We start from the raw sequence: 13,270 nt of genomic DNA, 5'->3' as shown, positions 1-13,270 counted from the left end.
TGAGAGCGACGGCTAGCTGCCGACAAGGCCCCCGGTAGTCACCGCGATCCGGTGCCGGCGCGGTCGGCGAGACGCTCGTCGAGGAATGCCCGCACGTCGTCGAGCTCGTCCGGAGAGATGGAGTGGGTGAGGCCCGGGTACACCCGGCCTCGGAGCTCGCTGTGGCGGGGCAGCCATTGCGAGGTCGCGTCGATCAGCAGCGGCGGGATCACGTCGTCCGCCGCGCCACGCCCCCAGAACACCGGAGGGCGCCGCTCCGCCAGGACGGCATCGCCGGGCAGCTCGCCACCCGCGGCGTACCCGGCGAGGACGACGGCGAAGGACACGGCATCCGGGTTCACACGGAGGGTCTGCACAGCGACCGCCCCACCCTGCGAGAACCCGAGCAGTCCCACGGGACTCTCGCCCACGGTGGAGCGGATCCAGGCCAGCACCGCGTCGGCCGCGCGGGTGACGGCGGCCGGATCGCGGCCGTCGAGGCCCTCGATCGGGTACCACGAGGCCCCGGGCATGGGCCACGGCGGGGACAGCGGAGCGCGCACGCTCGCGACGACGAAGGCGTCGGGGAGATACGGCACGAGACCGAACAGGTCGTTCTCGTCGGAACCGTAGCCGTGCAGCAGCACGAGAACCGGTCGGTCGCCGCGTTCTGCGGGCGGCACCGACCACTGCACGACCGATGGATCGAGGGAGGGCGTGGTGCTCATGCGGCCATTGTCGCAAAGGCCTCCGACATCGCCCCGCGGGTCGGACACGCGGCATCCGGAGCGGAGCGTTGATATACAGGGAGCATGCCCGTGCGCACTCCCGATCCCGAACCCGGCGACAACGGCGATGAGCGCGAGCCGCTCTCGGCGTCCTTCTCAGGAGCTCAGGGGGGTCCCAACCCCAACCCGGGCTGGCTGAGCGAGGTCGAACTCGCCGAGGCGCGGCGACGCCTGCCGATGCTCTACGTCGAGGCCCTGCCGGTGCGCACCGATGGCATGGGCGCCGTCACCCAGGTCGGCATCCTGCTGCGTGCCACCCCGCTCGGCGAGATGACTCGCACCCTCGTCTCGGGCCGCGTCCGCTACGGCGAGACGGTGCGCGACGCGCTCTTCCGGCACCTCGAGAACGACCTCGGACCGATGGCCTTCCCGCTGCTTCCGCCCTCGCCCACGCCGTTCACGGTCGCCGAGTACTTCCCCCTCCCCGGGGTCAGCGCGTTCCACGACGACCGGCAGCACGCGGTGGCCCTCGCCTTCGTCGTCCCCGTCACGGGTACGTGCGAACCGCGCCAGGACGCGCTCGAGGTCACGTGGCTGTCGCCCGAAGAGGCGGCATCCGACGCCCTGTCCGATGAGATGGAGGGCGGCCGCGGCACCCTCATCCGTCAGGCGCTCGCATCGGTCGGCGCCCTGCGCTGACCCGGGAGGCCGGGGTTCCGGCGCTCGGATGATTGCCTGTGTCGGAGGCCCTGCCTAGGGTCGAAGCATGCCGCATCCTCCCCTGGAACCCCTGACCCTTCCGCGCGACCTCGACGGGTGGCGAGCATTCGCCGAAGACCGTCCGACCGAGCGCCTCGCGCGCGTGGCCGAGATCGACGCCCGGCTCACCGCCGAGTCCGATCTCCCGCTGCAGGAGCGTCTCGCGCTGTGGAACGAGGCCGAGATCGCCCTGAGCGAGGCCGCCGCGCCCTCCCACCTGGTGAGCGAATCGCATCCCGATGGCGAGGTGCGGGACGCCGCAGAGAAGCAGGCGCAGGCGGTCGACGCCGTGCAATCGCGCCGGCTGCTGGACCGCGCGCTGTGGGGCGTCTTCGCCGATGCCACCGCCGACGGACTCGACGCCGACGAGCAGCGCCTGCTCGCCCAGATCCAGCGCGACTTCCGTCGCGGCGGCGTCGACCTCGACGAGGCCGACCGCGAGCGCGTGCGCGAGCTGACCGACCGCGACACCGAGCTCTCGTTGACCTTCTCGCGCAACATCCGTGAGGGCCGCCGCGAGATCCGCGTGCCCGCGTCGTCGCTCGACGGTCTCCCCGATGACTTCCTCGCAGAACACCCGGCCGATGCCGACGGGATGGTGACGCTCACCACCGAATACACCGACCTCATGCCGGTGCGCGAGTACGCGCGAGACCGCGCGGTGCGCCACGAGCTCATGGGGGCGTACAACGACCTCGCGTGGCCCGTGAACGAGCCCGTGCTCGCCGAGATGCTCGCCGTCCGTGCCGAGCGTGCGGCGCTGCTCGGATACGGCGACTGGGCCGACTACGAGACCGAGACCCGCATGATCGGTTCGTCGGCCGCGGTGAAGACCTTCCTCGAGAAGGTGGCGGATGCCGTGGCTCCCGCCGCCGCCGTCGAGTACGACCGCGTGCTCGAGCGTCTCCGCCGAGACGAGCCCACCGCCGACGCCGTCACGATCGCCGACTTCTGGTACGTCCTCAGCGCCCTCAAGCGCGAGGAGTACGACGTCGACTCGCAGCTCGTGCGCTCGTACTTCCGCTTCGACCGCGTGCTCGAGGGGGTCCTCGCGACCACCGCGCGCCTGCTCGATGTGGAGTACGTCCCCGTCGACGCGCCCTCCTGGCACGACGACGTGCGCACCTACGACGTCGTGCGCGGCGAGGAGCGCCTCGGGCGCATCCACCTCGACCTGCACCCGCGCGACGGCAAGTACAACCACGCCGCGTGCTTCGGTCTGGCCCCGGGCATCACCGGTCGGTCGCTGCCCGAGTCGGTGCTGCTGTGCAACTTCTCGCGCGGCCTGCTCGAGCACGACGAGGTGGTGACGTTCTTCCACGAGTTCGGCCACCTCGTGCACGACATCCTCGGCGGCCACCAGAAGTGGGCGCGGTGGACGGGCGTGGCGACGGAGTGGGACTTCGTCGAGGCCCCCAGCCAGTTGCTCGAGGAGTGGGCGTGGGATGCCGAAGCGCTCGCCGCCTTCGCCGTGAACGACGAGGGCGAGCCGATCCCGGCCGACCTCGTCGCACGCATGCGCACGGCCGACGCCTTCGGCCGGGCCCTGGAGGTCACGCGCCAGCTCGGCCACGCCACGACCTCGTACCGCCTGCACGTCGACCGGCCCGCCGACCTCGCCGAAGCCGTCGACGGCTACTACCGCGCCGCGAGCCCCGTCACGCCGCTCGACGGCTCGCACTCGTACGCCGGGTTCGGACACCTGACCGGCTACGGCGCCTGCTACTACACGTACCAGTGGAGCCTCGTGATCGCCCGCGACCTGTTGTCGGCCTTCGGCGACGACCTGTTCGACGTCGACACGGCCACGCGCTACCGGCGCGAGATCCTCGAGCCGGGCGGCACCCGTGACGCCCGCGACCTCGTGAAGGCGTTCCTCGGTCGTGAGTCGACCTTCGACGCCTACCGGGACTGGCTCGCCGGCGCGTGAACGTCGAGGGCCGCGGCATCCCTTTCCGGATGCCGCGGCCCTGGGTACGACGTGAGTTCGTGGGGGCGCGAGCTCAGGCCGTCGTCTCGCGCGCGATCGCCGCGATGAAGGCGTCGATGTCGGCCTCGGTCGTGTCGAACGAGCACATCCACCGCACCTCGCGGCGCAGTTCGTCCCAGTCGTAGAAGCGGAAGCTCTGACGCAGGCGGTCGGCGACGCCGGCCGGCAGGATCGCGAACACGCCGTTGGCCTGCGTCGGCTGGGTGAACTCGACGCCCTGGATCGAGCCGTCGGAGAGACCCGCCTCGATGCCCTCGCGCAGGCGCTGCGCCATCGCGTTGGAGTGACGCGCGTTCTTCAGCCACAGGTCGTTCTCGAGCAGGGCGACCAGCTGCGCCGAGACGAACCGCATCTTGCTCGACAGCTGCATGTCGAGCTTGCGCAGGTACGTGAGCCCGGTCGAGGCCTCGGGGTCGAGCACGACGATGGCCTCGCCGATCATCGCGCCGTTCTTCGTCCCCCCGAAGCTCAGCACGTCGACGCCGGCGTCGCGCGTGAAGGCCCGCAGGGGAACGTCAAGTGCCGCGGCGGCGTTCGAGATGCGCGCGCCGTCCATGTGCAGGCGCATGCCGTGGCCGTGGGCGTGGGCGGCGAGCTCGCGGATCTCGTCGACCGTGTAGAGGGTGCCGAGCTCGGTCGACTGCGTGATCGAGACGACCAGCGGCTGCGCGCGGTGCTCGTCTCCCCATCCCCAGGCCTCGCGGTCGACGAGCTCGGGGGTCAGCTTGCCGTCGTCGGTCGGGACGGTCAGCAGCTTGATGCCGCCGACGCGCTCGGGAGCGCCGCCCTCGTCCACGTTGATGTGCGCGGTGGATGCCGAGATCACGGCGCCCCAGCGGGGGAGCATCGACTGCAGGCCGACCACGTTGGCGCCGGTGCCGTTGAAGACCGGGTAGGCCTCGACGCCGTCGCCGAGCAACGAGACGAACAGCTCCTGGAGGCGGGAGGTGTAGACGTCTTCGCCGTAGGCGACCTGGTGGCCTTCGTTGGCGGCGGAGATCGCGGCGAGGACATCGGGGTGGATGCCGGAGTAGTTGTCGGAGGCGAAACCGCGCACCGAGGAATCGTGGAGGGTGGTCACTCCTCCAGCGTAACGACCGGGGGACATGACCCTCCTCCCCAGGGATGCGTCTCGGAGCGTTCTCCCTTTTCGCCTCCCCGGCGGCGCCGGGATGTCGGTGGGGCCCGGAAGAATGGCGGAGTGCACATGGACCCCGAGGCGCTCAGCATCGCCGGCGAGATCTTCTCCCCGGCGGCGATGTCGCGCGCCGACCGGCTCCTCATCTACGGCTCGGTCGAAGTCGGCGACGTGAAGGCGTTCGACGGCGTTCTCGTCGTCTCCGCGCAGTCCTTCGGGGCAGCCGGGTACGAACACCTCGAACTGCGCGTGCCCACAGATTTCACGCGCGTGTCCGGCTGGTGCTCGTGCGGCCGTGGTCCCGAGTGCGAGCATTCGTGCGCCGCAGCGGTGGTGCTCTTCGACCGGATGATCTCGGCCGGCCGGCCGCCGCGCCCCGAGTGGCAGCGCACCCTCGACGAACTGCTCACGGTCGGCGCCCGGGTCGACGACGAGCAGGCCGTCGACCTGTGCCTCTTCCTCGCCATCCGGCGCGGGGGAGGCCACGGACGCAGCACCGCGCTGACGCTCACCGCCCGCCCCGGCATGCGGGGGACGCGCGGTACCTGGATCAAGGGGCGGGCCGGATGGTCGGGGCTGTCGCTCCTCTCCGCCGACCCGCGGGCGCGCGCCGCCCTCGACAGCTTGGGCCGCCTTGGCCGCTCCGGGAACGGCGCGTTCCTCTCCGACGAATGGATGCCGCTCTCCGCCGTCCCCCCGCATTCCCTCTGGATGCAGCTCGAAGCCGTCATCGCGGCCGGGGTGCCACTCGTGGCGGCCTCGGGCGCACATCACCCGGTGCGGATTCTCGAGCCCGAAATGACGGCGGCGGTCGCCGTCGACCGACGCGGCTCGGCCCTGCACGTGAGAGGGATCCTCGAGGGTGTCGACGACGACGTCGCGTCGCTGCCGTCGTGGGTGGTGGGCGACCCGGCCGTCGCCGTTGCTTTCGTGGCGGATCGCGACGGCGACGACGAGAGGTTCAGCATCGCGCGCCTGGCGACGCCGGTGACGGGGGCCGTCCGCGGGCTGCTGGCGCGACCTGGCGCCCTCGCCGTCGACGGGGGTTCCGAGGTGTTCCTGCACGACTACCTTCCGCGCTTGCAGCTCGAGGCCCCCGTGGTGTCCCCGAGGGGCACGGTCGACCTGCCGCCTCCGCCACGTCCGGTCCTCGAGCTCGACCTCGGCCACCGAGGCGGTCGTGCGTCCATCACCGTCCGGTGGGACCGGTCATCCACCAACGGCCGGCGCGACGAGGCGCACGAGGCCGCGGTGTGGGACGCCGTGGCGGCCATCGCGACCGAGCTGGGCGTCGGCGTTCCGCAACCTTTCCCCTCGGGTACCACCCCGCCCCGGGCGTGGACTCCCGCGGACGCGGCGATCTTCGTCGCCGAGGGCGTGCCGCGACTGCAGGCTCTGGCTCACGTCCGAGTGAACGTCGCCGACGGTGCCGCGTCCTATCGCGCGGCGGCCGAGCCGGCTGCCGTGGAGCTTCGTACCGGTGACGACGACGGCAGCGACTGGTTCGACCTGCACGCGCGCGTCACGGTGGGCGAGACCGAGGTCGACTTCTCCGCGCTCTACACCGCACTGGTCGTGGGTGACCGGGCTCTCTTCCTGGACGACGGGTCATACGTCCGACTGGACACCCCCGCCTTCGACCGTCTCCGCGCGGTCATCGACGAGGCGCGGACACTCGCCGATCGCCCGGACGGCGGGTTGAAGCTCAACCGCTACAACGTCGGTCTCTGGGACGACCTATCCGAGCTCGGCCTCCTCGCGGCGCAAGAGGCGGAGTGGTGGCTACGCGTGCGTGGTCTCACCGACGAGGCGGCTCTCGCCCCTGTCGCGTCCCCCGCGGGTCTGCGCGCCACCCTGCGCGATTACCAACGCTCGGGCCTGGACTGGCTGCACTTCCTCCGCACGCAGGGGCTCGGAGGCGTCCTCGCCGACGACATGGGCCTGGGCAAGACCGTGCAGGCGATCGCGATGATGGAGGTCGCCCGCGAGTCCGACCCCGAGATGGCCCCGTTCCTGATCGTGGCGCCGACGAGTGTCGTGGGCAACTGGGCTCGCGAGTGCGCCGCATTCGCTCCGGGACTGCGAGTGGCGACCATCGCCTCGACCCAGGCGCGACGCTCCACCCCCATCTCCGAGGCCGCCGCGGGTGCGCACGTGGTGGTCACGAGCTATGCGCTGTTCCGTCTCGAGCAGGAGCAGTACGCCGAGGTCGAGTGGTCGGGACTCGTGCTCGACGAGGCACAGCAGATCAAGAACCCCTCCTCGCGGGGCTACCGCGCGGCGCGCGCTCTCTCGGTGCCTTTCACGCTCGTCATCACGGGCACGCCGATGGAGAACAACCTGCTCGAACTCTGGGCCCTCATGTCTCTCGTGGCGCCGGGGCTTCTGGGCACTCGCGAGTCCTTCACCGCGATGTACCGCACGCCCATCGAGAAGCACTCCGACTCCGCGCGCCTCGACCTGCTCCGCCGACGGATCCGCCCGTTCCTGTTGCGACGGACGAAAGAACTCGTCGCGTCCGAGCTCCCCTCGAAGCAGGAGACCGTGGTCGAGGTGACCCTGCACCCGACGCATCGCAAGCTGTACGACCGGCGCTTCCATCGCGAGCGTCAACGCCTCCTGGGCCTGCTCGACGATGCCGAGGGCAATCGCTTCGCGATCTTCCGCTCGCTGACGATGCTGCGCCAGCTCGCTCTCGATCCGGCGTTGGTCGACGAGGGAGAGGCTCCGTCCGCCAAACTCGACGCCCTAGTCGAACTCGTGACCGAGGCCGCTGCCGAGGGACACCGTGTCCTCGTCCTCAGCCAGTTCACGCGCTTCCTGCGCGCGGCTCGAGACAGATGCACAGAAGCGGGTCTTCCGTCCGGCTACCTCGACGGTGCCACCCCGCACCGACAGGTCGAGATCGACCGCTTCCGCGAGGGCGACGACCCGGCGTTCTTCATCTCGCTCAAAGCCGGCGGAGTGGGCCTCAATCTCGTGGAGGCGGACTACGTGGTGCTCCTCGACCCGTGGTGGAACCCCGCGGTCGAAGACCAGGCCATCGATCGTGCGCATCGCATCGGGCAGACCCGTCCCGTGATCGTGTACCGGCTCGTGGCCGCCGACACCATCGAGCAGAAGGTGGTGACCCTGCGCGAGACGAAGGCCGAGCTCTTCTCGCGTGTGCTCGACGGCGGCGAGGGCGAGACGTTCGGTGGCGGCACCCGCCTGACGGCGGCGGACATCCGCAGCCTCATCGACTGACCCCGAGGATCCGCCGTTCGACCGGCCCCTGGTCAATGTCGGACCCCCGGTCTACCGTGGCGCTATGTCCGAGAGTCCGGCCCCCGCCGCCCCGCTCGACGCGGTCGCGTCGTCCGGGCGCCGCACCTTTCTCGCGGTGCTCGTCAACACTGCCGCCGCCAACGTGACCACGAGCTTCCTCTGGTTCGCCCTCACGTTCTGGGTCTATCTCGAGACACGCTCCGTCCTCGCCACCGGCATCGTCGGCGGCGCGTACATGTTGCTCCTCGCGGTGTTCGCGATGGTGTTCGGCTCGCTCGTCGATCGCCATCTCAAGCACCGGGTCATGGTGGTCTCGGGGTTCGTGACGCTCGTGGCGTTCGTGCTGGCGGGGGCGCTTTGGCTGGCGTTTCCCGAGGCCGCGCTCCTCGACCTGGGCGGACCGTGGTTCTGGCTCTTCTCGGGCATCATCCTCGCCGGGGCCGTGATCGAGAACCTTCGCAACATCGCTCTGTCGACGACCGTGACGCTCCTCGTCCCCGTCGAGCGTCACGCCAACGCGAACGGCCTGGTCGGCACCGTGCAGGGCCTCGCGTTCGTGGTGACGAGCGTGTTCAGCGGGCTGTCCGTCGGGTTCCTGGGCATGGGATGGACGCTCGCCATCGCGCTGGCGCTGACCGTCCTCGCGCTCGCCCACCTGTTGACGATCCGCATCCCCGAGGAGCGCCCCGCCGCCGGCACGGCTCCCGGTCCCGTCGTCGATCTCCGCGGGGCGGTCCGGGCCGTGCGCCGCGCCCCGGGCCTGTTCGCTCTCATCGTCTTCTCGACGTTCAACAACCTCATCGGCGGCGTGTACATGGCGCTCATGGACCCGTACGGCCTCGAGATGTTCGACGTGCAGATCTGGGGCATCGTCCTCGGGGTGACCGCGACCGGATTCATCGTCGGCGGTGGTCTCGTCGCGAAGTTCGGCCTCGGAAAGAACCCCATCCGCACGATGCTCTGGATCGTCATCGCGATGGGGGCTCTGGGGGCGCTCTTCACCCTGCGCGAATGGTGGTGGCTGTACGCGGTGGGCATCTGGGTCTACATGGCCCTCATCCCACCGGTCGAGGCGGCGGAGCAGACGGTCATCCAGAAGGTCGTCCCCTTCGAGACCCAGGGGCGCGTCTTCGGTTTCGCCGCGGCGTTCGAGTCGGCTGCGGCGCCCGTGACGTCGTTCCTCATCGCGCCGATCGCGCAATTCCTGATCATCCCGTACATGGACGCAGACGACGGCCGCGCGACGTGGGGCTGGCTGCTCGGCGAGGGGGAGTCCCGCGGCATCGCGCTGGTGTTCGCTGTCTCGGGGGTCGTGATGGTGATCGCGGGTGCGCTGGCTTTCGCCACGCGTTCGTACCGGACGCTCTCCCGGCAGTACCGGACGGCCGAGGTCAACGCCGAGGTGGGTGCGGTCTAGCCGCCGGCCTCGATCTCGATGACGACGTCGTTCCACGCCGCGGCGTCGTCGTCCCACAGGGCCACGACGGCCGCGGCCAGGGCGTGCTCGAGACCGTTCAGGCTCCGCACCCGGAAGATCACGCCGGCGGCCGAGAGCTCGCGTCCACCGTCTCGCGCGTGCTTCGCGTAGCCCTGCGCGGCGGCCCGCGTCCAGGCCTCGCTCGCGGCCTTCACCGCGGCGTAGCTGGCGCCCCCGGCGAGGGGCCGCGCCACGGCCGTGGACGAGACGATGGCCAGGCGCCCGGCATCCGAGGAGCGCAGATCGTCGTCGAAGGTGCGGCTCACGTTCCGCAGTGCGGTGAACGATCGCAGCAGCACGGCGAGATCCTCGTCGCTCTGCCCGGCCAGCCCGCCTCCGCCGCGCCATCCGCCCACGAGGTGCACGACACCGTCGACCGGGCCGTGCGCGTCGCTCACGCGCGCGCGCAGGTCCGCCACGGCATCCGGATCGGTCAAATCGCACTGCTCGGTCGCCGCCCCCGGAGCGGACGCGGCGGAAGCGGCCAGCCGATCGGCGTTCGATCCGACGATCACGACGCGCGCCCCCGCCTCGACGAGGGCGAGCGCGCAGGCCCGGCCGGCCGCGCTCGTTCCGCCGGCCAGCAGCACGAGACGCCCCCGCACCCGCTCGTGCGGGACGGGTGCGGTCGCGAGGGAGCTCATGCGACGGTCAGTCCGTGCCGCGGATGCCCGCGGTCGACGCGATGACCGGGCGCATCTTCTTCTCGAGCGCTTCGAAGAACATCGACAGGGGGAACTCATCGTCGAGCACCGCGTCGGTGTAGCCCTTCGGCAGCCCCGCGAGCACCTCGTCGGACAATCCGCGCGCCCACACCGAGGCGGGGTGGGGTGTGACGACTCCGCGAACGAGATCGTATGCGGCGAGCCAGTGCGCGACCTTGGGGCGGTCGATCGAGCGCCAGTACAGCTCGTCGATCGCGTCGGCGAGGGCGATGACCGCGGCGGGCACCTCGTCCCAGTCGAAGGCGAGCGACGTGTCGGTCCAGTGCAGCACGCGGTGCTGGTGCAGCCAGGCGAACAGCAGCTGTCCGCCGAGGCCGTCGTAGTTGCGTACACGGGACCCGGTGATGGCGAAGCGGAAGATGCGGTCGAAGATCACCGCGTACTGCACGAGCTCGGCGTGCGCGAGCATCGCCTTCTCGGTCGCATCGAGGTCGTCGCGCGCCGACAGCCGCGCCTGCAGCGAGACGCACTCGCGGAAGGCGGTGAGGTCGCAGCGCAGCTCTTCGAGCGAGTAGAGGAAGAACGGCATCCGCTGCTTGATCATGAACGGGTCGAACGGAAGGTCGCCGCGCATGTGCGTGCGGTCGTGGATGAGGTCCCACATCACGAACGTCTGCTCGGTGAGCGACTGGTCGTCGAGCATGCGGGCGGCGGCCTCGGGGAGGTCGAGCTTGGTGATCTCGGCAGCGGCGCGGGTCACGCGGCGGTACCGCGCCGCTTCGCGGTCCTGGAAGATCGCGCCCCAGGTGAAGGTCGGAATCTCACGCATCGCCACGGTCTCGGGGAAGAGCACGGCCGAGTTCGTGTCGTAGCCCGAGGTGAAGTCGATCAGACGCAGTGAGACGAACAGACGGTTGGTGTACTCGGTCTCGAGTCGTGCGATGAACTCGGGCCAGATCGCCTCGACGAGCACCGCCTCGACGTGTCGTTCGTTGGAGCCGTTCTGCGTGTACATCGGGAACACGACGAGGTGGCGGATGCCGTCGACCCGGTGCTCCTGGGGCTGGAAGGCGACGAGGGAGTCGAGGAAGTCGGGCACGCCGAGGCCGGCGTCGCGCCACCGGCGGAAGTCGGCGACGGAGGCCGCGAGGTAGGACCGGTCGTGGGGGAAGAGGGGGGCGAGTGCTTCGATGGCGGTGATGAGGTCGTCGAGCAGGGGTGCGGCCGCGGCGGTGTCCTCGATGGAGCCGTCTTTGGCCTGAAGTGCCTGCAGGGCGGTGGCCGCGCTCTTCAGCTGGATCCAGGCGGGGGTCTGCTCGACCGTGTCGACGCCGTGGTCGGCGATCAGATCGTCGGCGGCACGGGTGGGCGTGGCGATGGTCATGGCATCCTCCATTCTGTGCTGTAAAAATTCCTGCTAAACGTGGATACTAACGGAAAACTTACGGACCCCGCCAGAGTGGCCCGCGGCGCCGCTGATACTGTCGACCGCATGACCGAGGCCTCATCCCGCGCCCCTCGACTCGAGGACTCCGTCGATGCGGCCATCGTGCGAGAGATCTCCCTCGACGCGCGGGCGACGCTCTCGCACCTGTCGGAACGCGTGGGGCTCTCGGTGTCGGCGGTGCAATCCCGTCTGCGCCGACTCGAGGCACGCGGCATCGTGAAGGGCTACCGTCCGATCCTCGATGCCGAGGCCCTCGGGCGACCCCTCGCCGCGTTCGTCGAGATCACGCCCCTCGATCCCGCGCAGCCCGACAACGCCCCCGAGCTGCTGGCCCACCTGACCCCGATCGAGGCGTGCCACTCCATCGCGGGCGAGGCGGCCTACATGCTGTTCGTCCGCGTGCCGACGCCCCGCGATCTCGAAGAGCTGATCCGCGACATCCGCGCCGCGGCACAGGTGAACACACGCACGACCGTGGTGCTCCAGACGTTCTTCGAGGCGCGACCGATCGAGCCCGCCGACTATCCGGCGTGCCCCCCCCCGGGCCGTGGGGCCCGGTCCCGAGGCCATCCGCACGACGGCTGACGGCGGGATACATCCCGCGACGGATGCCCCGCCCCCGTCGGTCCGCGTAGCGTGGCCGTGATGTTCGCTCTGCGCCCGCTCACCCGCTATCAGCTGGTCACCGACCTCGGTATCGCCGTGGTGTTCTTCCTGGTGGCCATCGCGATCGAGCTCGTCGCGAGCGCCACCCCGATCGACAACGTCGCGGGATTCTTCATCGCGCTCGCCTTCGCGGGGGCGGTGGCTCTGCGACGGCTCCATCCGGGCCTTGCCCTCTGCGTGGCGTGGGCGGCCGCCCTCGCGCAGATGGGGTTCGGCCGGCAGCCGTCGCCGTCCGACCTCGCGATCTTCGCCGTCCTCTATACGACGTCGGCGTACGGCTCGCGCCGCGTGTTCTGGTTCGGGTTCGTCTCGGCGATCGTCGGAGCGGCCGTGGTTCCGCTCTACCTCGTGGGTCGCGGGCTGCAGGCCCCGCCGAACGGGAACGACTGGTTCGCCGTCATCGCGCTCTTCCTCGCGGCCGGTTTCGCGCTCATGCTGGCCTGGGTCTCGGGTGCACTGGTGCGCACGGCCATGAGGGCCGCGGCGAACAGCCGTGCGCAGCGGGCGGCCGAGGCCGAGACGATCGCCGAGCAGGAGCGTGTCCGCATCGCCCGCGACATGCACGACGTCGTCGCGCACTCCCTGGCGGTGGTCATCGCCCAGGCCGACGGTGCCCGGTACGCCGCGGCATCCGATCCGCGGGCGAGCGCCGAGGCGCTGACGACGATCTCGTCGACCGCGCGCGCCGCGCTCGCCGACGTGAGGTTGCTCCTCACCCAGTTGCGGCACTCGCAGGCCGAGGGGCCTCAGCCGACTCTCGCCGACCTCGAGACCCTCTTCCAGCGGATGCGGGCGGCGGGCGTGGCCCTCGAGGTCGAGGTCGACCCGTTGCCCCCGGGCGAGCCCCCCGCGGCCATCCAGCTCGCGGTCTACCGCATCATGCAAGAGGCGCTCACCAACGCCCTGCGGCACGGAGTCGACCCGCGCGTGCGCGTGCACCTGGGATGGTGGCCCGACCGGGTCGTCGCCTCGGTGCGCAATGCCCGGGCCACGGCATCCGTCCCCGCTCCGGCTTCCCCTCCGTCGGGCGGGCACGGGCTGATCGGCATGCGCGAGCGTGCGCAGCTCGTCGGCGGTCACCTGACCGCGGGGCCCGAGTACGGCGAGTTCGTCGTGCGCGCCACCCTCCCGATCGGCTCCCCGCTGTGAACGCC

Annotated in this window: 10 protein-coding genes; 6 read left to right on the top strand and 4 right to left on the bottom strand. The window is 70.8% G+C overall.

The genetic code is table 11. From position 1 onward, the window contains the following. Positions 1-38: 38 nt before the first annotated feature. Positions 39-707: an alpha/beta hydrolase gene (locus AB6V31_RS13025; RefSeq protein WP_369366093.1), complete on the bottom strand. Its 669-nt coding sequence runs from the start codon at positions 705-707 to the stop codon at positions 39-41. Positions 708-791: 84 nt separating this feature from the next. Between AB6V31_RS13025 and AB6V31_RS13020 the strand changes: the two genes are divergently transcribed. Both AB6V31_RS13020 and AB6V31_RS13015 read left to right on the top strand, forming a co-directional pair. Next, entirely contained in the window at positions 792-1,406 is a 615-nt protein-coding gene (locus AB6V31_RS13020) for an NUDIX hydrolase family protein (protein WP_056226157.1), read from the top strand. 67 nt (positions 1,407-1,473) lie between these two features. Further along, positions 1,474-3,396, top strand: coding sequence for a M3 family metallopeptidase (locus AB6V31_RS13015; RefSeq protein ID WP_369366091.1), 1,923 nt, complete (start codon positions 1,474-1,476; stop codon positions 3,394-3,396). A 73-nt stretch (positions 3,397-3,469) separates the two neighbouring features. Here the strand turns inward: AB6V31_RS13015 and AB6V31_RS13010 are convergent, their stop codons facing one another. After that, positions 3,470-4,537, bottom strand: coding sequence for a low specificity L-threonine aldolase (locus AB6V31_RS13010; RefSeq protein WP_056226163.1), 1,068 nt, complete (start codon positions 4,535-4,537; stop codon positions 3,470-3,472). A 126-nt stretch (positions 4,538-4,663) separates the two neighbouring features. Between AB6V31_RS13010 and AB6V31_RS13005 the strand changes: the two genes are divergently transcribed. Together AB6V31_RS13005 and AB6V31_RS13000 are read left to right on the top strand one after the other, a co-directional pair. Next, positions 4,664-7,840 carry a DEAD/DEAH box helicase gene (locus AB6V31_RS13005; RefSeq protein ID WP_369366246.1) on the top strand — a complete coding sequence of 1,059 codons (3,177 nt, stop codon included), beginning with the start codon at positions 4,664-4,666 and terminating at the stop codon, positions 7,838-7,840. A gap of 64 nt (positions 7,841-7,904) precedes the next feature. Further along, positions 7,905-9,278 (top strand): MFS transporter, encoded by a 1,374-nt coding sequence (locus AB6V31_RS13000; RefSeq protein WP_369366090.1) that lies wholly within the window; start codon positions 7,905-7,907, stop codon positions 9,276-9,278. Here AB6V31_RS13000 and AB6V31_RS12995 read toward each other — a convergent pair. After that, complete coding sequence (locus AB6V31_RS12995; protein ID WP_369366088.1) at positions 9,275-9,982, bottom strand: SDR family NAD(P)-dependent oxidoreductase; 708 nt, start codon at positions 9,980-9,982, stop codon at positions 9,275-9,277. The two genes, AB6V31_RS13000 and AB6V31_RS12995, sit on opposite strands and share 4 nt — an antisense overlap. 7 nt (positions 9,983-9,989) lie before the next feature. After that, on the bottom strand, positions 9,990-11,387 hold the full coding sequence (locus AB6V31_RS12990; protein WP_369366087.1) for a DUF6421 family protein: 1,398 nt from the start codon (positions 11,385-11,387) through the stop codon (positions 9,990-9,992). A gap of 108 nt (positions 11,388-11,495) precedes the next feature. Between AB6V31_RS12990 and AB6V31_RS12985 the strand changes: the two genes are divergently transcribed. After that, the gene (locus AB6V31_RS12985) at positions 11,496-12,035 is read left to right on the top strand and encodes an Lrp/AsnC family transcriptional regulator (protein WP_369366085.1); all 540 of its coding nucleotides are present in this window, start codon (positions 11,496-11,498) and stop codon (positions 12,033-12,035) included. A gap of 60 nt (positions 12,036-12,095) precedes the next feature. Beyond that, entirely contained in the window at positions 12,096-13,265 is a 1,170-nt protein-coding gene (locus tag AB6V31_RS12980; protein ID WP_056228262.1) for a sensor histidine kinase, read from the top strand. Positions 13,266-13,270 lie beyond the last annotated feature (5 nt).

Origin of the sequence: Microbacterium sp. 16-032 (genome assembly GCF_041079455.1) — a bacterium.
Lineage (GTDB): Bacteria > Actinomycetota > Actinomycetes > Actinomycetales > Microbacteriaceae > Microbacterium > Microbacterium testaceum_A.
The sequence above is the reverse complement of the archived record's forward strand: the minus strand, read 5'-3'. Positions and strand labels throughout refer to the sequence as shown.

Coding starts and splice junctions, on each gene's coding strand:
- AB6V31_RS12995 (WP_369366088.1), bottom strand. CDS start 9,982: ATGAGCTCCCTCGCGACCGCACCCGTCCCGCACGAGCGGGTGCGGGGG.
- AB6V31_RS12990 (WP_369366087.1), bottom strand. CDS start 11,387: ATGACCATCGCCACGCCCACCCGTGCCGCCGACGATCTGATCGCCGAC.
- AB6V31_RS12980 (WP_056228262.1), top strand. CDS start 12,096: ATGTTCGCTCTGCGCCCGCTCACCCGCTATCAGCTGGTCACCGACCTC.
- AB6V31_RS13000 (WP_369366090.1), top strand. CDS start 7,905: ATGTCCGAGAGTCCGGCCCCCGCCGCCCCGCTCGACGCGGTCGCGTCG.
- AB6V31_RS13015 (WP_369366091.1), top strand. CDS start 1,474: ATGCCGCATCCTCCCCTGGAACCCCTGACCCTTCCGCGCGACCTCGAC.
- AB6V31_RS12985 (WP_369366085.1), top strand. CDS start 11,496: ATGACCGAGGCCTCATCCCGCGCCCCTCGACTCGAGGACTCCGTCGAT.
- AB6V31_RS13025 (WP_369366093.1), bottom strand. CDS start 707: ATGAGCACCACGCCCTCCCTCGATCCATCGGTCGTGCAGTGGTCGGTG.
- AB6V31_RS13005 (WP_369366246.1), top strand. CDS start 4,664: ATGGACCCCGAGGCGCTCAGCATCGCCGGCGAGATCTTCTCCCCGGCG.
- AB6V31_RS13020 (WP_056226157.1), top strand. CDS start 792: ATGCCCGTGCGCACTCCCGATCCCGAACCCGGCGACAACGGCGATGAG.